An 18,002-nucleotide genomic window follows, 5' to 3' on the forward strand; every position below is an offset into this window, starting at 1 on the left:
CGGACTGGTTTCATCGGGGCCGTGACCGATCGACGACACCCCGCCGGATGGGCGGCCGCGGCGCTGCGGCGGCTGGACGCCGAGCGCGCCGAGCGCGGGCCCACGCCGCTGGCCGGTTTCCCGCTTCCGGAGGACTGGGGCATCACGCTCCTGTTCAAGGACGAGTCGGCTCATCCCACCGGCGGCCTCAAGCACCGTACGGCGCGGGCGCTGTTCCGGCACGCCATCGCCACGGGCCGCGTCGGCGAGGGCACGACGGTGGTGGAGGCCACGGGCGGTCATGCCGCGGTGGCACAGGCGTACATGGCGCGGCTGCTGGGCCTGCCCTACGTCGCGGTGATGCCGGGCCGGGAGGATCCCGCGCGGGCCGAGCCGGTCCGGGCGCTGGGCGGGGAGTGCCTGTTCGTCACCCCGCCCCTGGCGATCTACGACGAGGCGCGGCGGGTGGCCGCCGCCCGCGGCGGGTGCTTCCTGGACCAGTTCGCCTGGGCCGAGCGGGCGCTGGACTGGCGGGGCGACGACCTGGCCGGGGAGCTGTTCGCCGCGGTGCCCGACCCGGTCTGGGCGGTGGTGGGCGCCGGGACGGGCGCGACGGCGGCGAGCCTGGGCCGGCACATCCGCTGTCACGGGCTGCGGACGCGGCTGGCGGTGGTCGATCCGGAGAACTCGGCGTACTTCCCGGGGTGGGCCAGAGGAAGGATAGGGCAGACTACGTCCGCCTGACCCCCCCTGGAGGCCATATGCCCTCCGCTTCCGTCCACGGACCGTATCTCGCCGACGTCCGCCTCGCCTTCACAGACTGCGAGACCACCGGCCTACGCCCCGACCTCGGCCACGGCATCTGGGAACTCGCCGTCATCATCCGGCACCCTGCCGACGGCTGGGACGAGGAGCACGTCTGGCAGATCCGCCCAGACCTGAAGACCGCCGATGCCAAAGCGCTCGAGATCAACGACTTCCACCGCCGGTTCCTCGTCCCCGACGGCGCGGAAGCGCTGTGGTTCCCCTACGACCGCCGGGAGCCCGTGACGCAGACCGCGCGGGAGGCAGCCACCCAGATCCAGGGGCTGCTGGAGGACCGCTACCTGGTGGGCGCGGTCCCCGCGTTCGACACGGCAATGATCACGCGTCTGCTGCTCTCCCACCGGCTGGAGCCTCGCTGGAAGCACCGGCTGGTGTGCGTGGAGAACCTCGTCGCCGGCGCGGTCGGCCAGCCCGTCCCACAAGGGCTCTGGAAGGCCGCCGTCGCGGTAGGAGTACCAGTGGACCCGGCCGTCCGGCACACCGCCCTCGGCGACGCGAGGCTGGCCCGGGACGTGTACGACGCCGTACTGGGACACGAAACGCACGGTCAGCGTGACCGACTGACGGTGAGCCGCGCGGACCTAGCGACCCTTCTCAACCGTGGTACTGGCAGCCTGCCTGATGAGGTCGCCGCCCTGGACCGCCTGCTCACAGCGCTGAAAATCGAGGACTGACGATGGGTGATCTTCGGTTCATTCGGTCCACCACTGGCCGCGTGCACGTCCTCCCCGACGATGCCCATGAAGGCTCTGCAGAGCCGATTGCGAGCGGCCACGACTTCGCCACCATCCTGCTGGCCCCGACACGCATGCTTTGTGGGTCCGCGTTCTCCATCGACTGGACGGGTGGGCAGGGGCGCCGCGCACAGCCTGTCGGGGATTTTGCTGACGAGGACCTCTGCTCGCGCTGCGTGATGGCAATGGGAGATGAAGCGTCGGAGATCTTCGACCGCGACGCCGCTTGGAGATGACCCCTCGTGGTGTCGCTGCTGATCGTGCGGTCCGCGGGGAGCGTGGTGAGCCAGTGCGACGCCGTCTGCTACAACGCCCGCCACACCGAGTGCGTGTGCGCCGCGTGCGGCGGAGTGAACCACGGTGTGGGCCTGGAGCAGGCCATCACCAACACGCGCCGTCTTCATGTCGAGTGGCTCGAGCGGGTGACCGCCGAGCACGCCGACGTCACCGTCGAGTTGGACATCCGCGTCCAGCAGCTTCCCCTCTTCCCCATGGAGTTCCCATGTCCCTGATCACGTGTGAGGCAATGCAGGCCGAGCGCCGGTCCTACGAGCTGCTCGGCAAGTTCCTCACCTTGGCCGGCAACTCCCCCGAGGAGCCGGTGTGAGCGCGGTGCAGGCGCGGCGGCCCAGGCGGCTCGAGCAGCCCCCGCCCGCAGCCGGCACCGTGGAGATGACGCTGCGGGGTTCGAGCCGCGACGTAGACGCCACGATCGCGCAGATGCGCGAGCTGGGCCTGGTGGTGCGGCACGCGCCGGACCACCCGTACCCGGACCGGGACGGGGTGAGCATCCGCCGGCGGGTGGTCATCGACCGGCGGGAGAAGCCGGGCCGGCCGTGATGCTTGCCGTCGGGTCGTTGACGTCACCACCCCGGTTGGTGGGGGCCTGGAGCCCGCCCGCCCTTCGGGCCGGAGGTTGGAACGAAGGGCGCGGGGCCGGCAGTGTCCCGCCGAATACCCCGCGCCCTGCGGCCCGGCGGCAGCTACTCCCCTGTCTTCTCTTTGCGAGGGCGTGCGTGGATTCCTGTGGGTTCCCCAGATTCGAGTTGCTTGACGCGGCTGAAGTGGACGCCGATGAGTGGCCCAATGGCGCGGTAGCTCAGGCCGGCGGCTCTGAGTTCCTTGACACCGTCTCGTCTGGCCTCGGCAAGGGTGGAGTTCCCTTCGTGGATGGCTTTGAGGGCTTCGGTGGCAGCTTTGGCTCTGACCTGGGGGTCTTCGATCTGGGTGATCTCGGTGATGGCGTCGTGGATGCGTTGGGCGCGCTCGTCCATGCGCTGATCGTAGAGGTGGGGTCGACGGGTTCTCATCCGGAAGACTTGCATGATGTATAGGTTACCTATACTGTATAGGTAACCACAACGATGGAGACGAGATGACCGCCATGACCAGCACCGCACACCCCCTGGTCAAGCAGCACGACTTCATCCCCCGCAGGATGCTGATCGGCACGTCCACCCTGCACGCCGACACCTGCTGGACCACCGCCGACGGCTACGTCGTCTACCGCACCGGCGCCTACGCCTACTGGGTGCGGGAGCGGAACGGCCGCTACGCCCGCCAGTCCACCCTCGCCGACGCCCACGCGGACATCGCCTGGCTGCGCGCAAAGGGGCGCTGACGCCCCGCCTCGCCCCAGAACCCCGCGTCAGGGGCGGGACAGGACACCAGATCACGCGAGATCACAGGAGCCCTTATGAGCGTGAACTACTACCTCGACAGTCCCGACAACGAGGCTGGCCACATCGGCAAATGGGCTGCTGGCCACTTCACCGCGAAAGCCCCCGATGGCGTGAACAGCTTCGCCGAGTGGGAGGCGATGCTGCAGGGGCACAAGATCTTCGCCGAGCACGGCGTCGAGTACGCGCCCGCCGACTTCGTAGCAGACCTCGGCCCGACCGACTCTGGTCGCCGCAACCTTCGCCGTCCCCGCCCCGAGCGCGGCGAGTGGATTGAGCGCGGTGTGCTGTTTGTCCGTCATGACTTCTGCTGACGCCCTGTCTGGGCGCTCCACTCGCCCCGTAGTGGAGCGCCTCACTGGAGGCCAGACCAACCGCTAGAGGAGCAATCGATGCGACCCGCACCCTGCGAGCACGGGTCCCCCGCCCGGTTCGTCACCGTCGTCGACCAAACCCGCAAGACCGGCCACGACCCATACGGCGACGTCCACGGGCCTGTGCGCATCGAACGCCTCGATGCCCTGCGCCAACTCCAGGACGCCGAAGCCGTAGACGCCCGCGACTACGAGCGGTTCACGCTGGCGTTCCTACACGCAGACCGCTGCCGCACCGAACAGTAAGGAGTCCCGGCATGGCCGACACCACGACCAAGACCCGCTGCGAGACCGTCGACCAGATCGTCCGCTGGGAGGACGTCACCGAAGGCGACCTCGTCCTGTACGGCGGCCGGCTCGAGCTGGTCACCGGAATCACCTCGATCAGCACCCTGTCCGTGCCGTTGCGACTGCGTCTCGAGGGCCACATCGCTCCGGTGACGGTCTCCCGCAAGGGGCTGACCGCAGTCGCCCGCTACGTCGAGACCGCCGGGGAGTGAAGCACATGTCGCAATCCATGTTCTCCGAGCAGGCCCGGCAGGACCGAATCATCTCCGGGTACCTGCGCGCCCGCGACGCTTTGGACACGGCAGCCCGCGCCATCAAGGCGCCCCTCCCGCACAACCCCGGCACGATCAGGGTGCTGAAGAAGGCACAGGCCGAGCTGAGCTGGTACCTGACCGAACTGGAGAAAAGCCCGTGACCGCACCCGACCCCCTCGCTGTCCGCGGCTACCGCGCTGCGGTCAAGCGCCACCACGACAATGCCGCCCGCGAGGCCAACTACCTCAAGAGCCTCGTCGACCGGATGGTGTCCGACTTCTGTGAGACGAAGGTCCCCTCTGCGGGCGATGCCCGGCGGGCAGTCCACTGCGCTGTCGATCTGCTGGAGCGGCTCACCGCGCTGGAGGCCCTTAAGCAGGATGCCGAGCACCTCACCGACGACCCGGAAGCCGAGGAGAAGCCGTGACCGGCCAGGAGATCCGTGACGCTGCCGCCTTCCAGGTCCAGTCCTCCAGAGATGGCCGCGCCTGGGTCCCCCGCCAGCCGTCCCCCAACGGCATCGACACGATGGTCCACGGCGGCGACCACTGGTACACCGACCACCACGAGGCCTGGGTCGCGGCAAACGGGCTCCGCAACGCGCTCACGTGGTCGGAGGTCCGCATCGTCGCCAAGAACAAGGCTGGCGAGGTCATCGGCGCCCAGAGCATCGTGTGACTCCTCGGCGCGGGATCACAGAAGCGCACAGGACCCCACCCCTGCAGGGAGTGGGGTCCTCGGCGTTACAGCGGCCAGTCAGCGGATGACGTAGATCTCTACCCCTCAACACTCGCCCGAACTGTCACACCCTCGCTCCATGATGAGTTCGACACCGTCACAGCCTCTCCAGCCTCACCCGCTCGAGGGCCACGACACCCACTCCACTCCCCCCGCGAGAGTCTCAGTGAGGAGCCCCCCGTGAACATCCCGGCCTGCGTGTACGTCCCCCGGCCCTCCGCAGCCAACTTCAATATCGGCATCAACCAGGGCATCTGGGGCTGGCGTACCTCTGCCCTTGACCGTGCTGGCGCCCGAGCCGTCGCGCAATCCCTTCAAGTGGGTGACTACCTGCTGTTCGGGCACCGCGGCCCGTCTAGCCGAGTCGCCGCCAACGGGTGGGCCAGCGCCACACTGGTCCGAATCGTCGTCGCCCGGATCACTCAGCCCTGGTATATCGCCAGCACCCAGGTGTGGCCCGACGACGTGTACCCCGAACGGGTCCGTATGGAGATCCTCGACGACCGCGACCACGTCCAGGGAACCTCCCTCACCCCCGACGTGATGGAAGCGCTGCGAATGTCGGCGAACAAGCAGGGTGTGCCCGTCCTGGCCGGTCAGGGCGCACTGCTACAGATCGCCGAGCAAGCCACCACCGACACCGATCAGGACGACGAAGGAGCGGGGCCTGCGGGTGTGCTGGACGTAGACGGCCCCACCGACGCCGTCCGGACCGCCCTAGTCCGCAAGGAGCAGAAGCGGATCCGCAAGCACTTGTTCGCGGGCAAAACCGTCGCGGCGTGCAGCCTGTGCGGGCGGACGTTCCCTCTCCGTCTGCTGGTAGCCGCGCACATCAAGCGTCGCGCGGACGCGACCCACGAGGAACGCCGCACCATGGCCAACATCATGCCCGCGTGCGTGATGGGCTGCGACGCCCTTTTCGAGTACGGGTTCGTCCACGTCGATACCGATGGCGTCATTCGCGTGTCCGTTCCTGCCGAAGCGCCCGTGGACCTAGTGGCGGCGGCCAGTCTCCTTGAGGGGCGGCTGTGTGCGGCGTTCGGGGAGGAGAGCCGCGGGTTCTTCGACCATCACCGCAGCAAGGCACTCGCGCCCGCTGGCTCCTGAGACGCAGGGAAGGCCCCGCTCCCCCCTGGCTGGGGAGCGGGGCCTCCTGCTTTCAACGTCTGGTCAGCAGTACCGACTTGAGCCGCTCCTGCCCCACGAGCACGAGTCCGCAGCCGTCCCGTTCGGGTAGCGGAGGTAGGCGGTGTCGCCCGTGTTGTTCCACACGTACCAGGACCTTCCCCAGTACCGGTGGCCGGCGCTGTTGGAGCCCTTACCGGTGTGGACGTACACGGACTTGCGCCCGCCCAGGGTGACCGCCCCGAACGTGTACGTGTACCCGGTCTTGTCCCGCAGCTTGTACCCCTTGAGCTGCCTGGACGTCTTGGACGTGTTGAACAACTGGACCCATTCGGCGTTCAGGCTCTTGTTAGAGCCGGTGTCCGAGCCCGGGCTGTTGTAGTAGACCCGGTAGATCTGGACCGCGCTGGCAGCTTCCGCCGGCGCCGCGGCGAGTCCGATACCGCCGGCCGCGACTGCGGCGGCTGCCCCCGTGACGATGAGTCGTCTCAACCCCGTTGCCTCTCTCCTGTTGTGGGTGGGAGCACTGGTCTATCAGCGACTCGCGGGTAGCAGACGGTGATGGCCACTGCGGGACCGGGCGTGAACCACACGACCTCATCCAGCGTCGCGTGCCGGGTCGCCGCCCCACGCATCGGCCGTGCCGCGTGCGGGACACATAAAGTGTTGCGAACCCTTGAGCAGCGAAACCTTAAGGTGCATAGACTCGGCCCATGAGCGCCCAGCCCGTGCACCAGGAGCCGGACCCGCGCGACCCCCAGGTCATCCACGACCAGCTCCCCGAGGCTGCACGCGCCAAGTTTCTCGCTGAATATCATGCGGCTGTCGACGCCGCCCACGACTTCGCTGGCTACCGAGCTCTCCAGGACCTCCTACAGACCTGGCGCCTGCTGACCGCCGCTTATTCCAAGCCAGACTTTCAGCAGCGTTACGAGGACGTACGCCACGGCGTCGGCCAGTATGTTCCCATGGATGAGGCCTTCCCCCACCTCAAGGCGTGAGCGCCTACGAGCCGGTCTGGCACGCCAAAGGCGCTGCTGAAGTACGCGGCCTCCCCGAACGCGCTGGCAAGGCACTTTGGGACACGCTCGTAGCTGTACTCAGGGACCCATGGGGGCAAACCCAAGCAGACCGCTCTGAGAATGACGAGGCGTTCCGGTTCGCCTTGTTCGATCTTGGGGACGGTGTCGTTCACATCCGTATCGATGACCAGGCCAGGACCGTTACCGTGCACGGCGTCACCTGGCTCGGATGAGTTGCATCATGGCCAATGACCAGGCGGCGGCTCTGCGGTAGGGACGCTCTGGCCGCTGCTACCCGCCAGCCGTGACCGCGTATCCCCGGAGAGCTGGCCCCTACTCACGTGTGCTTGAGCTTGCTCGGCCACACCTCGTGCTTGGGATCCCACCACACAACATGGAAGACGTTCCCCAGTAAGAAGCCGTACAGGCGTGGCTCACCCTGCAGCCGAAGACACGAGATCTTCGTCATGTCACCCAGCTGCAGCTCGGTGAGCCGCCCCAGCGCTTCCGATGTCGGGATGGACTCGACCTCATAGTGCTTGCCCGGGTAGTCGCTGTTGTTGAAGATCTCATTGATCTTCATCGTCTCGAACTGCCCGAGCCGGCCCATCAGCCAGCACAGCGTCTCGCCATCGACGTGCCCGAACCCCCACGGGCCCTCATGGTCGACATGGCAGAACCGCCAGCAGATCCGCTCATCCGACGTCTCCGCCCCCGGCAGCACGCTGCGCCGCGGAACTTCCTTCGTCTTGATCTCGGGGGTGGAGACGTGCTTCTTAGACTTCTTCTTCGCCATCGGCGTTCGCCGCAGTGAGGGCGTCGAAGAACTCGAAGATCTCCTCGTCGAGCAGTTCCTCGCTGCTCCGCTCGAGCAGCACCGCGCCAGCACGCTTGCGGGCGTTCACCCACGGCGCCTCGTTGTGCGTCATCGTCGACAACTGGTGCGCGGTGTAGTCGCCGAGGCCCGCCAGGACCATGTCAACCGACTCCTGCTCCCCTTCGTCGAGCGCGGCCGGGTCGCCTGGGATGTCGCCGGCGCTGAGCTGGAAACACCCGCGGTGGCACCGGTACAGGCGCGGGGACACGGGCCCGTTCGCCCACGCCTCGAACCGCTCCGGGAACAGGGGACGCTCTTCCCACGCCAGGTGGTAGCCGTAGGCGTAGTAGCAGAGCTTCTGCAGCTTCATCGCCGACATCGGCCCGCGAGCCCGCAGGATGTACGCGGCGACATCATTGATCGCTGCCATCGGCCTGTCCCCTCCTTCCCTCCCTGACATACGTACCCGTTTGGGCGAGCGTATGGGCATGGCCGGTCCTCACCAGTTCGTAACGTTTCCGATCGTGCCTGGAGCTGCGACACATGACTACGCGCCGCCGCGGGGTCCTGAGTGTGACTTGACCGAACCTTCACCCGAGGACCCCGCTGAAGACGTTCCCAGCTTCTCTCCCGCATCAGACATCCGGCACGCACAGTGGCCGCACGTGGACGCCACGCCAACCAGCTGGGCGCAGAGCACGTCACCAACGCCAGCCCGCCACGCTCTCCGGGGAGCGTGTCGGGACACCACCGCAACTGATGCTGCGGACGAGAACGCCTGGCGATGCGCGATCACTCCGACAGGGAGGACGGCGTCCCCAACCAGACCCGGCGACGCGCCCGCCGGCCATAGAGCAGCACCCGATAGACCCGCTTGGCGTCCGGACCACGCCGCATCGGATGCCGCCGCAACAACTCTGCGGCAACGTGCCTGGTCCTCCCTGACAACGCCCCCAGGTCCGGGCGCCCCTCGTTGTACCTCTCTATCGCCAGCGAGGAATCCTCACCGAACGGGCCGCGCCCGTTGCGTGCCCGGACGATCAGCTCTCCGAACTGCCGCAGGTCACTCTGCCGCCGCTTGTAGAACTCATGTCGCGAATCCGTACGCAGTTCGGCCCGGCCGAAGTCCAGGACATAGATCCCTCCGTCGGTGCCTACGATCAGGTTCTGTCCGCGGAAGTCGCCGTGTGCAACACCGACCGAGTGCATCGCCACCAGGCTCGCGGCGAGCCGTATGGCCAGGCGTTGGACCTGAACGTCAGTCAGCTGCCCGCGTTCGGCGATCAAGCCGTCGACGGTAGTGCCCTGGATGTACTCCATCACGTAGTACGGCCGCTCGCCTGTCGAGTTCGACTCGATGAACTTCGGGACGAATGCCGGGTTGACGGCGCTGAGAGCAACCACTTCCTTATCCAGAGCGCGATGAGTCTTGCTCTGGCCCACCTGGCTGGAATGGATCGTCTTGATCGCTACCTCGCGCCCGGATCCATCATCCGCGAGGAACGTCTCGCCCTGCATGCCACTGCCAAGCAGCTTGATCACCTGATAGCGACCAAAGGTCTGCGGAAGATCGGCACTCATGGGCAGTGAGATCCATCTACCGCGCCGAGAATAGGGCGCTTGTATCCGTCAAGGACCACGACATTCTCAGGGAATATCGCGTAGGCTGTTGTATGCATCCGCCCTCCGTCAGGGGGGTACTTGGAGAGGGCCGCCTCCAACCACTGGCCTGCAGCGGTGCGGTGGGGGCGGCCCTCGGCATTGATGGGTGTTGCCGAAGCGCCTGACCTGTGCCGACGCCCACTCGGGGCGCACGGGTCCGCGCCGATCGTCCGCCCGTACCTGCAGGTGGGCGCGACGACCGCCTCGGCGTCGCCGGACGCCGGGAGTGCTTGATCCTCTCTCGTTGTGCCGTACAGCACGCAGGCTTCAGCCAGGTCGATACCGAAGCCTCGCGGCCATCCTGCAGGTTATTTTCTCGTCAACCTGCCCCCGCGCGTCGGCAGATCCATGTATTCGCCCGGCCATCAGTGCAAAATTCCCTATCCACGGAGCTCAGACCTGGCGCGCTGCGGGAGAAAATCCTCTACCCGACACGGGGTGTAGCGACATCGACTGAGATTCAACCTATCCCGTAAATAGCCTGTCATTGCGGGATGAATCGGTCACGAATTAAGACATCTCCGGCATGCTGAAGGTGACCACCCACTCACATTGTCGGGTCGCAATAGCGTTAAAGGCTGCCCCGAAAAGCCGCTTGGGCGCTGTGGCCGCAACCGGACGGCGGCCAACCCAACCTCGGGCCACGACGTCGAACCTTCGCCGACACCACACGCCAACCACGAGAGCGCGGGCCACTTGACCATCCACTCCGGCGAAGAACACACCATCTGGGAAGGCGAGTCCCAGAACGTCACCGCCAAAGCCACCGGCGGCCGGTTCACCCTCCACTACCGGCTCACCACCCACTACCTGTACTTCGAGACAGGCGGGATCACCGGCACCAAGCTCGAGCAGGTGCCCCTCATCAACGTCCAGGACGTCGACGTCGCCCAGTCACTGGTCCAGAAAACCCGCAAGGTCGGGAACCTGATGGTCCACATCGTCCGGCCGGACGGGCGCCACGAGACTGCGGTGTTCGACTCGATCCCCGACCCGGTCAGGGTCCGGGACCTGATCAACCAGACGGTGCACCAGGTGCGGGCCGCGGCGCATCAGCGGCAGGTCGCCGAGCAGCAGAACCTCAACGTCCACCGCTACGAGGCGACCGGCCCGGTGCCCGCCGCGCCGCCAGCCGCGGGGATGCCGTCCGCGCCGCCACCGCAGTACACGCCCGCGGGGACCCCGCCGGCCGCGGCCGGGCAGCAGGCGTACACCGCAGATCAGGTCATGGAGATGCTCAAGAAGCTCGGAGAGCTCCGCGACGCCGGCGTCGTCACGCCTGAGGAGTTCGAGGCCAAGAAGAAGGACCTGCTCGACCGCATCTAACCCGCGGCAAACGCAACGCCCGCCCCAAGCAAGGGGCGGGCGTCAGCAACAGCAGCACGGCCCAGCTCTCACGCTAGGCGCCGCTTATCCCCCGGCACCTCCTCACGACCAGCATCACGCCCTCCATATCGTCGCAGCAGCCCCGACTTGTCCCCAGGCGAAAGCAACTGGGACACACGTTGAGGCGACACCATCAAAACCAGAGCAATCTCTCGCCCACTCAGCCCCGCCTGCCGCAACAGGCCAGCAACCCTGCGGTTCTTCTTCGCGGCACGCTCCTGGGCCCGCTCGGCATCGGCCGTGGCTCTCTTCGCTTCAGCGATGCCACGGCCGAGCTCTTCACCCACGTCCGGGGTTATCTCCACATCGAACGAGTCCGGGTCCAGGTCTCGGTCTAGCGCGATGTAGTCGCGGACCGTTTCCTCGGCGTTGTTGAGCCTTTTCACCTGGGTGACCCCAACGTCCTCGATGTGCAGTTCCCAACCGCAGTCCCAGCGTTTGGCTACCACCCTGAAGACGGACGGTCTCAATGCAGCCACCCCTCTGCGAGACACTCCAGGCGTTTTTCGGTGTCGCCGACGACACCAGGCGAGATCATCCTGTGGCGCGGGATGATCACGATGTGCTTCCCGCAGCCGCAGACCCACTTTTCGTGAGGGCCGCGGCTGGCGTTCCGGTCCAGCTCACAGCCGTTCTCCTTGAGGGCCCGGATGACCTCTCGCCTCTTCATACCCTTCGGCATAGAGGCTAAATCTAGCCCCCCTAGACGTCAACCTGCGACTCGGGCAAATCCCCTCTGAGCAGGCATAACACCGCGAATATTTACCGCGCTGCTACGCCCAGCATGCCAACAATCAACACTCCGTAGTGGCGGTGGCCGCATCCGGCAACCACCCCGCCTACGCCCGGCCCCGGCTACCGGCGCCGCTTCTTCAGCAGGACGGTCACCCACCGCTCGCCCGCCGGCGCGATCCCAACCGCCTCCCACCCGTCCTTCCCCAGTTCGTAGAGCTCCTCCGGCTCCCCGGCCTGCGCGCCGGTCTCCACGAAGCGGTACATCCACTGCGGCTCATCGGCATCTACTGAGGTCGTCATAGCTGGACCGTAAGCACCCGCGCAGCCCACGAAGGGGGCTTCGCAGGGCGGACTGGCCCGCGGGTAAGGCGCTCCACCCGGCCCCGCCACGCCCGGCGCCCAGACCTCCCGAACCCTTCTCGTAAGGGTTAGCCGAACCCCCTCAGCAACCCCGTCTGGAGCCCTCACCAGCTCGGCAGCGCAGCACCGACCACGGCACTGAACGGCTCGGCACACCCCTCGACCAGGTTCGACTCCGCCCACCGCCTCCGGGATGCCGCGGCAGGCGCGTCGACCAAAGCCCGCACGCCGGAACGTCCTCGCAGGTCAGGGCGCTTTCTAAGGGTTCCGCTAACCCTTAGCTGAACCCTTCCGGGAACCCCTCCCGGAACCCGGTCCGCAACCCTGATCGGCACCCCCGCAGAACCCTCGCCGCGGCAGGAGCCGGCCACGAAACGCCAGCCAGCAGCGGCACGACGCCTCCGCCTCCAACACGGCCGCGCCGGCCCGGCCAGCGACCGCCCGACGCCGACCCGGCCGCCGAGCATCCGTGCAGGTCAGCGCACGTGGAGGTAGGTGCGTGGGAGGGTTGGTGGAAGGGTTACCGGAACCCTTCCGCTAGGGGTTGCCGGAACCCTTCGCCCGACCCTTCCCAGGGGAAAGGGGAACGTATAGGTAGTTGTTAACGTCTCCCCTTTCCCCTGATCCCCTTACCCCGGAGCCCCATCGCGCGCGGGCCCGCGCGCAGCCACGCGCACACGCGAGGCTCGACCGCAAACACGGGCGGAGTCGATCGTCGACGATGGCCGTAGACGACCCCAGAATCGATCACGAGCGACGAAGACCCGTGACCCTAGTACGCACCTAGGGTCACGGGCCTTCATTGCGGCACAGGCGAAATCAGAGCTTCAGGACGTGGGTGAGGCCTCCGAGGCACACGTGGCCTCCCCTGGCACGGCCGCTACCAGCCACGAGCCCGCCGCGAAGCCCAACCACGCAGCGGTCCCCCACGAGCCACCCAACTCGCCCTCCCCCGCCACGCCACGGTGCGCCGGCCGTCAACCCCGTTGCCGCAACCGGCAACCACCGGGCGTCGAAGCAGGCGCTCGGGCACGCTCATTCTCGTGACGAGACCCGCTCCCCTCGCAGCCCTGGCCGCCGTCGTACTCACCACCACCGCGTGCTCGTACGCCGACTACAACGAACGCATCGGCTACCTCCGCAAGGTCGCCGGCCGCGGGGTCGAAACGCACAATCTCCTCGCCAGCCAGGGCACCAAGGTCGATGCAAGGCGCTGCAACGCCGCATACGACGCTCTGGCCGATAAAGATCTTCCAAATGACGTAGCTGGAACTCAAACTGCTAAATGGGAGGCCCAGGTTCGCCAGTTCTTCGTTGACTCCTGTGTAACCGGCCTCCCAAAGCCCGTACCGGGCCAGCCCACCCCCTCCAAGCCCCAGCCGACCACGCCCACCCCATCACCAACCTCCGAACGTACGAGGTGAGAATGCCCTCCGAAAAAGTCGACGCAGCCGTCTACGAAGTCGCGGTTCGCCGTCCTCGCTGCTTCACCTAACAACCCGCCCGACAACCTTGACCCGGCCGTATACGCCCAACTGGCCAACGCGTGGGCCATCGTCGCCCTCGCCCAAGCCATCACTGCCAACGCCGACCGGAACTCAGCAAATTGAGACCTGAACAAGCCCCTTCTGAAAGGCTCTCCCTGTGGCGATGACCGGCCCCGAACACTACGCAGAGGCTGAGCGGCTTCTCGACAAGGTCAACCGCAACAAGAACGACCCCGCGAACACCAACCGGCTTCACCGGGCGCAAGTCCATGCCGCCCTCGCCCTCGTTACCGCCACCGTCCAGGCTGGCCAACTCAGCTCCAAGAACCTCCGAGACTGGGAGATGCGTGGACTCAAGACCTAACCGCAGGACACCGCCAGCGGATCACCACACGTTGTTCTCGGGGCTGTAATAGCTCACCTTGACCCGCCGCTCCCAGTGGCCGTCGCCCCCCAGGGAGTCCCCGTTGGGCCGGCCACACCCACAACTCCACACCTGCTGGTGGCCAGAGCCCTCAACTGGCGGCCAAAACTTGAAGATGATCTCCACGAGGCGCGGCCTCACCTGGCCGGGCGCCCACGCCTCGATTACGAACTCCATCGCCTCATTCAGCGGCGTGATACTAGAGAGCGCCAGCTCGGTCAGGGACTCCCCGGCACAGCCAAAGGCACGCACTCTGTACTGCCGATCCAGTGTGATCGAGCCATAGAGGGCGCCCCCGTTCACATCCCTCTTGAACGCGGCATCGATCGCACTAGGCAGGTTGGGAGCAAGCTCCTCATGGCGGTACTCCTTCTCCTCGGCACGCCGATCAGCCTCAATCTCACGTAGGTGCCGCGCCTCGGCTGCGGACTCCCCGGCGTGAAGCGCAGAACGACCAGCATGGTGAGCTGAACGCTTCGCATACCGAACTGCAACTGTGGCCACCACCAGACTGCCAATGCCAGTAGCAGCGCCCACGCCGCCTATGACCAAAGCACCCCACTCAGCGCCATTCATGCCGCCTCCCGCATCTTCCTGATCCTGTTGATGACCGCTTTCGGTTCCGCCCCATCGGCGAGCATGGCATCCGTTGTTGACGCCTCTACGGGATCGAGTCCCCCAACGCTCTCGTTGATGAAGTCGTAGGCGGCGAAGCTGCTCGCGGCGCGCGAGCTTGCTCGTGCGCCCGCGCTCGGACGCGCGGCGTGGTGTTGAGAAGGCTTGGTGGTTGAGGCTTGGTGGTACTGCTCTACGGACCGGTGGTCGGGATCCGTCTGACCGGTGGTCGGAGTCCGTTTGGCCGGTGGTCGGAGCGGTGTGGCTCCGTCGCGAGGTGCGCCTCGGGGCGGCCCGAACTGCTCCTGCGCCTCAGCACAGTGGATGCACGAGGGCTCGAACTTGCCTCGCTGGTCGTGCCAGCGGACATGGTTGGCCATACCACCGCGTCCGCGTCCCGTCCGGCGGCTGTCGGGCTTGCTCTCGAGCCGGACTCGTGCCTCAAGGTCTGCGGGTATCGCCAGGTCGTACGCGTCGGCGAAGTTTCGTTTTGCCGCGGTGGAACCCTTGAGCGTCCGAACGATGAGGCCGATCTCTCGGAGTTGCTCCAGGCAACGGCGGACCGTCCGCTCGCTGAGCTCGGTCTCATGAACCAGTCGCCGAAGGCCGGGATGGGCGTTAGTGCCATTGCTGTTGGCGTGGTGGCTGAGCCAGGCAGCGACGCTCTTGGTTGCTGCGCCAAGCCGGCACTCGGCAACCTTCCGCTCCCACTCGAACTTGAACCCTCGATCTTCTGGGGCCTTGCCCACAGGACGCCTCCTGGCCTCGCATTGCGAACGGAGACCGGCGCCACACCGTGGAAGTCCTACCGTAGGACTCAACAACTTGCTACAGTCATCACCAGCTACAGGGTGACTGCGCGGTGGTGCAGATCTCCGACTTCAGACAAGTCCCGGCCCTCCACGGCTGGGACTTTGTCGTTTCTCACGCTAATGCAAAGCGCCTTCAAAGGCCGACCCGACACACCGTTTTTCGGCCGCACATATCACGTGCAACGGGCACACTAAATGCGCAACGCTCATTCCTGGCGTGCAACGTGCACACCAGCCGAGCCAGCCTGGCCGCCTCCCCCTGCCAGCGCTTATGCATTTAAGATCACGTCCGAAGCTCGGTCAGTCCATAGGACTGGGCGAAGCGGTCCCACCACACGCGCGGCGGCAACTGCTGGGCCAACGCCGCAAGGCGCCTCCCCGTCTCAGTGCTCACCGAGTCCACCATTGTGGTGATCCACGGCTCGACCTGCGTGTTGCCGGCTGCCTCGTACTCTCGCGCCTGGAGCAGGCACTCGAGCTTGTCAGCGTCCCTGCTGCATTTAGCCTCTAGTGTGGCCGCAGGGGTCTTCGCCGACTCGTGCTCCTGGACGAGAGCCACGATGTGCTGGGCCAGAACACCCGGAAGCCCTGCGACCTGGTCCTCCGCCACGGCCAACGGGTCGGCGCTCGTTACGTACCGCTTGCCAACAGACGCAATGTCGCTGGTCCTGGTCTCCGGCAGGTCATGGAACAGCCCGAGCGTGGCCGCCCGGTCAGGGTTCCCGCCCTCTTGGACCGCGATCACGTAGGCCAAGACGCCCACACGAAAACTGTGCTCGGCTACAGACTCCGGGCTTGCGACGCCTGCGAGTTGCCATCCTGCCCGCGGGAGCCGCTTTAGGAAGCCGGCCTCGTAGGCGAACGCGACGATCGCCTGGGCTCCTTCTATGGATGCCCCGTCTTTCTCCGCACCGGTCTGTGTCACGGCAGGTCGTGGTCGCCGTTCTTAACTGCTGTGGTGAACTGGATCCACTCACTTGCCTTGAAGGCAAGGATCGGGCCGCCTCGGTCGTAGGTGTCCCGAACGCCAGCGGTGTCCTCGAGGAAAGCCACCTCGACGCAGCCGATATCACCGCTCTTGTCCGACTTTCGGAAAGTAGCGTTCCTAAGAAGCTCGACGGTGCGGACGTCCATGGCCTAGTTCCTCCGTTGATTCTTTGATCTGGGCGAGGTAGGTGTTCAGTGGGGTGGCCGCAGCCATCGCCGTGTCCCTTGCTCGGCAGCTGTGCTCCACGATGTCGGGCTCGTCGGTGACATCCACGCTGAGCCAGTTGCCGTCGGCGTCATAGTCCATGACCGCCACACGGGCGGAGTCCAGCAGCCAGTAGTCCTTCGCGGGTAGGTCCAGGCCGGCAGCGGCGTGACGTGGCAGGATTCGTACGTCCTCGCCCGCCTCGACATTGGCCGGATACACGCAGGTGATCTCAAAAGCCGCATAGTCGGTCAAGGGCTCAGTGACGACGTGGACGCGGGCCATGGTCCGCCCCTCTGCAAGGACTGATTCAACGAAGGCCTTCCATGGCTCCCGCCATGTCGCGTCGGGCTGGCGGCCGGAGAGGAAGATCCGGAACGGCTCAACCTCATTGGATGCCACGTAGTGGTCGAACTGCTCGAGCCGGTAGGCCGACTGCGCGAAGGCGCCACGGAACCGCGCTGCGAACTCGTCAGGAGAGAGACGTGCCATCACTGTGCCTTCAGAGAGCGTGGGGACTCCTGCAACGCTAGCCCGTCCGGCAACCTGGGGGAAGACTCTTTACGCGACTAGTCGCCTCAAGTCTGGGAAGCCGAGACTTACCCCACTAGCATGGCCGGAACCCCACGGAAGGTCACGACACCCGATGAGCGCACAGCCCAGGAGACGCCGCCAAGAGCTCGGCGCCGAGCTCAGGAAGCTCCGCAAGAGCACCGGCATGAACAGCACAGCCTTCGGCGCCTCCTGCGGCTGGTCCCAGTCCAAGGTGTCCAAGTCCGAGCGTGGCGCCACACTCCTCTCCCCCGAGGACGTGAAGGTCTGGGCCAACAAGGCCGGGGCCGACCGTGCCACAGTCGACCGCCTTGTAGCTCTGGCCGTGGAGCTCAGCTCGGAGGATCTCAACTGGTCCCCCGAACAGGGGAAGCTATCCGAACGCAACGCCTACATTGGCGAGGTGGAGCGCGAAAGCGCCGGCCTCCACAACTTCCAACCCTCCGCCATCTCCGGGCTGCTTCAGACCGCGGACTACGCGCGCCGAGTAATGACTCTTCTGGACGTGGGCGATGAGCACGATGTCGCTGCAGCCGTCGCGAAGCGGATGGACAGACAGACGGTTCTATACGACGCCAGCAAGACTCTAGAGTTCCTGCTCACAGAGGGAGCCCTGCGCTGGCGGCCGGGCCCACCTGCCCTGATGCTGCCCCAGTTGGACCGACTGCTCTCTTTGGCAACGCTCCCTAACGTGACGATCGGCGTTCTCCCCTTCGACCGACAAGCCACAACCCTCTACCTCAACGGCTTCACGATCTTTGACCACCCCGAGGACCCGTTCGTCCTGGTCGAGACCTACCACGGTGAGCGGCGGTTCCGCGACGAGGACAAGCTCGCCCAGTACCGGGCAGCGTTCAGTCGGCTGAGGGAGTCGGCAGCCACCGGAACTGAGGCCACCGCGCTGATCAGGCGGATCATGGACGAGACTCCGCGCGACTAGTC

The 18,002-nt window shown here is 66.4% G+C and carries 31 protein-coding genes; 18 read left to right on the forward strand and 13 right to left on the reverse strand.

Annotated features, from left to right (window positions below):
- The first annotated feature begins 21 nt into the window (after positions 1–21).
- The 5 genes from IW256_RS19550 (at position 22) to IW256_RS19570 (ending at position 2,378) form a co-directional block, all read left to right on the forward strand.
- Complete coding sequence (locus tag IW256_RS19550) at positions 22–723, forward strand: pyridoxal-phosphate dependent enzyme (RefSeq protein ID WP_197012351.1); 702 nt, start codon at positions 22–24, stop codon at positions 721–723.
- 17 nt (positions 724–740) lie between these two features.
- Positions 741–1,478: a 3'-5' exonuclease gene (locus tag IW256_RS19555; protein WP_197012352.1), complete on the forward strand. Its 738-nt coding sequence runs from the start codon at positions 741–743 to the stop codon at positions 1,476–1,478.
- A gap of 2 nt (positions 1,479–1,480) precedes the next feature.
- Positions 1,481–1,774, forward strand: a complete 294-nt coding sequence (locus IW256_RS19560) for a hypothetical protein (RefSeq protein WP_197012353.1) — start codon at positions 1,481–1,483, stop codon at positions 1,772–1,774.
- A 6-nt stretch (positions 1,775–1,780) separates the two neighbouring features.
- Positions 1,781–2,050 (forward strand): hypothetical protein, encoded by a 270-nt coding sequence (locus tag IW256_RS19565; protein ID WP_197012354.1) that lies wholly within the window; start codon positions 1,781–1,783, stop codon positions 2,048–2,050.
- A 91-nt stretch (positions 2,051–2,141) separates the two neighbouring features.
- Complete coding sequence (locus tag IW256_RS19570; protein WP_197012355.1) at positions 2,142–2,378, forward strand: hypothetical protein; 237 nt, start codon at positions 2,142–2,144, stop codon at positions 2,376–2,378.
- Between the two features lie 143 nt (positions 2,379–2,521).
- On the opposite strand, the gene IW256_RS19575 is transcribed toward IW256_RS19570, so the two are convergent.
- Positions 2,522–2,812: a hypothetical protein gene (locus tag IW256_RS19575; RefSeq protein ID WP_197012356.1), complete on the reverse strand. Its 291-nt coding sequence runs from the start codon at positions 2,810–2,812 to the stop codon at positions 2,522–2,524.
- A gap of 101 nt (positions 2,813–2,913) precedes the next feature.
- On the opposite strand from IW256_RS19575, the gene IW256_RS19580 reads away from it, so the two are divergent.
- The 8 genes from IW256_RS19580 to IW256_RS19615 all read left to right on the forward strand — a co-directional run bounded on the left by IW256_RS19580 (position 2,914) and on the right by IW256_RS19615 (position 5,978).
- Complete coding sequence (locus IW256_RS19580) at positions 2,914–3,159, forward strand: hypothetical protein (RefSeq protein ID WP_197012357.1); 246 nt, start codon at positions 2,914–2,916, stop codon at positions 3,157–3,159.
- Positions 3,160–3,234: 75 nt separating this feature from the next.
- Positions 3,235–3,531, forward strand: coding sequence for a hypothetical protein (locus IW256_RS19585; protein ID WP_197012358.1), 297 nt, complete (start codon positions 3,235–3,237; stop codon positions 3,529–3,531).
- Between the two features lie 78 nt (positions 3,532–3,609).
- Positions 3,610–3,837: a hypothetical protein gene (locus IW256_RS19590; RefSeq protein ID WP_197012359.1), complete on the forward strand. Its 228-nt coding sequence runs from the start codon at positions 3,610–3,612 to the stop codon at positions 3,835–3,837.
- 11 nt (positions 3,838–3,848) lie between these two features.
- Positions 3,849–4,091: a hypothetical protein gene (locus IW256_RS19595; RefSeq protein WP_197012360.1), complete on the forward strand. Its 243-nt coding sequence runs from the start codon at positions 3,849–3,851 to the stop codon at positions 4,089–4,091.
- 5 nt (positions 4,092–4,096) lie between these two features.
- Positions 4,097–4,294 (forward strand): hypothetical protein, encoded by a 198-nt coding sequence (locus tag IW256_RS19600; RefSeq protein WP_197012361.1) that lies wholly within the window; start codon positions 4,097–4,099, stop codon positions 4,292–4,294.
- Positions 4,291–4,560 (forward strand): hypothetical protein, encoded by a 270-nt coding sequence (locus IW256_RS19605; RefSeq protein ID WP_197012362.1) that lies wholly within the window; start codon positions 4,291–4,293, stop codon positions 4,558–4,560. The genes IW256_RS19600 and IW256_RS19605 overlap by 4 nt, the downstream gene beginning before the upstream one ends.
- Positions 4,557–4,811 (forward strand): hypothetical protein, encoded by a 255-nt coding sequence (locus IW256_RS19610; RefSeq protein ID WP_197012363.1) that lies wholly within the window; start codon positions 4,557–4,559, stop codon positions 4,809–4,811. Before IW256_RS19605 ends, IW256_RS19610 begins: the two co-directional genes overlap by 4 nt.
- Before the next feature lie 240 nt (positions 4,812–5,051).
- Positions 5,052–5,978, forward strand: a complete 927-nt coding sequence (locus tag IW256_RS19615; RefSeq protein WP_197012364.1) for a hypothetical protein — start codon at positions 5,052–5,054, stop codon at positions 5,976–5,978.
- Between the two features lie 63 nt (positions 5,979–6,041).
- Here the strand turns inward: IW256_RS19615 and IW256_RS19620 are convergent, their stop codons facing one another.
- Positions 6,042–6,488, reverse strand: coding sequence for a lamin tail domain-containing protein (locus IW256_RS19620; protein WP_197012365.1), 447 nt, complete (start codon positions 6,486–6,488; stop codon positions 6,042–6,044).
- Between the two features lie 221 nt (positions 6,489–6,709).
- Between IW256_RS19620 and IW256_RS19625 the strand changes: the two genes are divergently transcribed.
- A complete protein-coding gene (locus IW256_RS19625; RefSeq protein ID WP_197012366.1) occupies positions 6,710–6,997 on the forward strand; it encodes a DUF6247 family protein in 288 nt (95 codons plus the stop codon).
- Positions 6,994–7,251 carry a hypothetical protein gene (locus IW256_RS19630; protein WP_197012367.1) on the forward strand — a complete coding sequence of 86 codons (258 nt, stop codon included), beginning with the start codon at positions 6,994–6,996 and terminating at the stop codon, positions 7,249–7,251. The genes IW256_RS19625 and IW256_RS19630 overlap by 4 nt, the downstream gene beginning before the upstream one ends.
- Before the next feature lie 104 nt (positions 7,252–7,355).
- Here the strand turns inward: IW256_RS19630 and IW256_RS19635 are convergent, their stop codons facing one another.
- From IW256_RS19635 to IW256_RS19645, 3 genes are all read right to left on the reverse strand, one after another.
- On the reverse strand, positions 7,356–7,814 hold the full coding sequence (locus tag IW256_RS19635; RefSeq protein WP_197012368.1) for a hypothetical protein: 459 nt from the start codon (positions 7,812–7,814) through the stop codon (positions 7,356–7,358).
- Positions 7,795–8,265 carry a Panacea domain-containing protein gene (locus tag IW256_RS19640; protein WP_197012369.1) on the reverse strand — a complete coding sequence of 157 codons (471 nt, stop codon included), beginning with the start codon at positions 8,263–8,265 and terminating at the stop codon, positions 7,795–7,797. Before IW256_RS19640 ends, IW256_RS19635 begins: the two co-directional genes overlap by 20 nt.
- A gap of 362 nt (positions 8,266–8,627) precedes the next feature.
- Positions 8,628–9,416: a protein kinase domain-containing protein gene (locus IW256_RS19645; protein ID WP_197012370.1), complete on the reverse strand. Its 789-nt coding sequence runs from the start codon at positions 9,414–9,416 to the stop codon at positions 8,628–8,630.
- 777 nt (positions 9,417–10,193) lie between these two features.
- Here IW256_RS19645 and IW256_RS19650 point away from each other — a divergent pair.
- Positions 10,194–10,823 carry an SHOCT domain-containing protein gene (locus tag IW256_RS19650; RefSeq protein WP_197012371.1) on the forward strand — a complete coding sequence of 210 codons (630 nt, stop codon included), beginning with the start codon at positions 10,194–10,196 and terminating at the stop codon, positions 10,821–10,823.
- A gap of 68 nt (positions 10,824–10,891) precedes the next feature.
- On the opposite strand, the gene IW256_RS19655 is transcribed toward IW256_RS19650, so the two are convergent.
- The 3 genes from IW256_RS19655 to IW256_RS19665 all read right to left on the reverse strand — a co-directional run bounded on the left by IW256_RS19655 (position 10,892) and on the right by IW256_RS19665 (position 11,918).
- Entirely contained in the window at positions 10,892–11,353 is a 462-nt protein-coding gene (locus IW256_RS19655) for a hypothetical protein (RefSeq protein WP_197012372.1), read from the reverse strand.
- On the reverse strand, positions 11,350–11,565 hold the full coding sequence (locus IW256_RS19660) for a type II toxin-antitoxin system HicA family toxin (protein WP_197012373.1): 216 nt from the start codon (positions 11,563–11,565) through the stop codon (positions 11,350–11,352). The genes IW256_RS19655 and IW256_RS19660 overlap by 4 nt, the downstream gene beginning before the upstream one ends.
- Before the next feature lie 173 nt (positions 11,566–11,738).
- Entirely contained in the window at positions 11,739–11,918 is a 180-nt protein-coding gene (locus tag IW256_RS19665) for a hypothetical protein (RefSeq protein WP_197012374.1), read from the reverse strand.
- Between the two features lie 1,704 nt (positions 11,919–13,622).
- On the opposite strand from IW256_RS19665, the gene IW256_RS19670 reads away from it, so the two are divergent.
- Positions 13,623–13,829 (forward strand): hypothetical protein, encoded by a 207-nt coding sequence (locus IW256_RS19670; protein WP_197012375.1) that lies wholly within the window; start codon positions 13,623–13,625, stop codon positions 13,827–13,829.
- 21 nt (positions 13,830–13,850) lie between these two features.
- Here IW256_RS19670 and IW256_RS19675 read toward each other — a convergent pair whose 3' ends face one another.
- The 5 genes from IW256_RS19675 to IW256_RS19695 all read right to left on the reverse strand — a co-directional run bounded on the left by IW256_RS19675 (position 13,851) and on the right by IW256_RS19695 (position 17,000).
- Positions 13,851–14,465, reverse strand: a complete 615-nt coding sequence (locus tag IW256_RS19675; RefSeq protein WP_197012376.1) for a hypothetical protein — start codon at positions 14,463–14,465, stop codon at positions 13,851–13,853.
- The gene (locus tag IW256_RS19680) at positions 14,462–15,253 is read right to left on the reverse strand and encodes a helix-turn-helix domain-containing protein (RefSeq protein ID WP_197012377.1); all 792 of its coding nucleotides are present in this window, start codon (positions 15,251–15,253) and stop codon (positions 14,462–14,464) included. The genes IW256_RS19675 and IW256_RS19680 overlap by 4 nt, the downstream gene beginning before the upstream one ends.
- Positions 15,254–15,599: 346 nt before the next feature.
- A complete protein-coding gene (locus tag IW256_RS19685) occupies positions 15,600–16,241 on the reverse strand; it encodes an HD domain-containing protein (RefSeq protein ID WP_307828967.1) in 642 nt (213 codons plus the stop codon).
- Entirely contained in the window at positions 16,238–16,450 is a 213-nt protein-coding gene (locus IW256_RS19690) for a DUF397 domain-containing protein (RefSeq protein WP_197012378.1), read from the reverse strand. The genes IW256_RS19685 and IW256_RS19690 overlap by 4 nt, the downstream gene beginning before the upstream one ends.
- Positions 16,422–17,000, reverse strand: coding sequence for a DUF6879 family protein (locus tag IW256_RS19695; RefSeq protein WP_197012379.1), 579 nt, complete (start codon positions 16,998–17,000; stop codon positions 16,422–16,424). The genes IW256_RS19690 and IW256_RS19695 overlap by 29 nt, the downstream gene beginning before the upstream one ends.
- Positions 17,001–17,154: 154 nt before the next feature.
- On the opposite strand from IW256_RS19695, the gene IW256_RS19700 reads away from it, so the two are divergent.
- Entirely contained in the window at positions 17,155–18,000 is an 846-nt protein-coding gene (locus IW256_RS19700) for a helix-turn-helix domain-containing protein (RefSeq protein WP_197012380.1), read from the forward strand.
- Positions 18,001–18,002: the final 2 nt, after the last annotated feature.

Origin of the sequence: Actinomadura viridis (assembly GCF_015751755.1) — a bacterium.
GTDB lineage: Bacteria > Actinomycetota > Actinomycetes > Streptosporangiales > Streptosporangiaceae > Spirillospora > Spirillospora viridis.

Excerpts from the sequence above, each read along its gene's own strand:
- IW256_RS19585 (WP_197012358.1), top strand. The coding sequence starts at position 3,235 with ATGAGCGTGAACTACTACCTCGACAGTCCCGACAACGAGGCTGGCCAC.
- IW256_RS19700 (WP_197012380.1), top strand. The coding sequence starts at position 17,155 with ATGAGCGCACAGCCCAGGAGACGCCGCCAAGAGCTCGGCGCCGAGCTC.
- IW256_RS19595 (WP_197012360.1), top strand. The coding sequence starts at position 3,849 with ATGGCCGACACCACGACCAAGACCCGCTGCGAGACCGTCGACCAGATC.
- IW256_RS19560 (WP_197012353.1), top strand. The coding sequence starts at position 1,481 with ATGGGTGATCTTCGGTTCATTCGGTCCACCACTGGCCGCGTGCACGTC.
- IW256_RS19690 (WP_197012378.1), bottom strand. The coding sequence starts at position 16,450 with ATGGACGTCCGCACCGTCGAGCTTCTTAGGAACGCTACTTTCCGAAAG.
- IW256_RS19695 (WP_197012379.1), bottom strand. The coding sequence starts at position 17,000 with ATGGCACGTCTCTCTCCTGACGAGTTCGCAGCGCGGTTCCGTGGCGCC.
- IW256_RS19660 (WP_197012373.1), bottom strand. The coding sequence starts at position 11,565 with ATGCCGAAGGGTATGAAGAGGCGAGAGGTCATCCGGGCCCTCAAGGAG.
- IW256_RS19675 (WP_197012376.1), bottom strand. The coding sequence starts at position 14,465 with ATGAATGGCGCTGAGTGGGGTGCTTTGGTCATAGGCGGCGTGGGCGCT.
- IW256_RS19600 (WP_197012361.1), top strand. The coding sequence starts at position 4,097 with ATGTCGCAATCCATGTTCTCCGAGCAGGCCCGGCAGGACCGAATCATC.
- IW256_RS19625 (WP_197012366.1), top strand. The coding sequence starts at position 6,710 with ATGAGCGCCCAGCCCGTGCACCAGGAGCCGGACCCGCGCGACCCCCAG.
- IW256_RS19635 (WP_197012368.1), bottom strand. The coding sequence starts at position 7,814 with ATGGCGAAGAAGAAGTCTAAGAAGCACGTCTCCACCCCCGAGATCAAG.
- IW256_RS19665 (WP_197012374.1), bottom strand. The coding sequence starts at position 11,918 with ATGACGACCTCAGTAGATGCCGATGAGCCGCAGTGGATGTACCGCTTC.
- IW256_RS19575 (WP_197012356.1), bottom strand. The coding sequence starts at position 2,812 with ATGGACGAGCGCGCCCAACGCATCCACGACGCCATCACCGAGATCACC.
- IW256_RS19555 (WP_197012352.1), top strand. The coding sequence starts at position 741 with ATGCCCTCCGCTTCCGTCCACGGACCGTATCTCGCCGACGTCCGCCTC.
- IW256_RS19645 (WP_197012370.1), bottom strand. The coding sequence starts at position 9,416 with ATGAGTGCCGATCTTCCGCAGACCTTTGGTCGCTATCAGGTGATCAAG.
- IW256_RS19640 (WP_197012369.1), bottom strand. The coding sequence starts at position 8,265 with ATGGCAGCGATCAATGATGTCGCCGCGTACATCCTGCGGGCTCGCGGG.
- IW256_RS19580 (WP_197012357.1), top strand. The coding sequence starts at position 2,914 with ATGACCGCCATGACCAGCACCGCACACCCCCTGGTCAAGCAGCACGAC.
- IW256_RS19590 (WP_197012359.1), top strand. The coding sequence starts at position 3,610 with ATGCGACCCGCACCCTGCGAGCACGGGTCCCCCGCCCGGTTCGTCACC.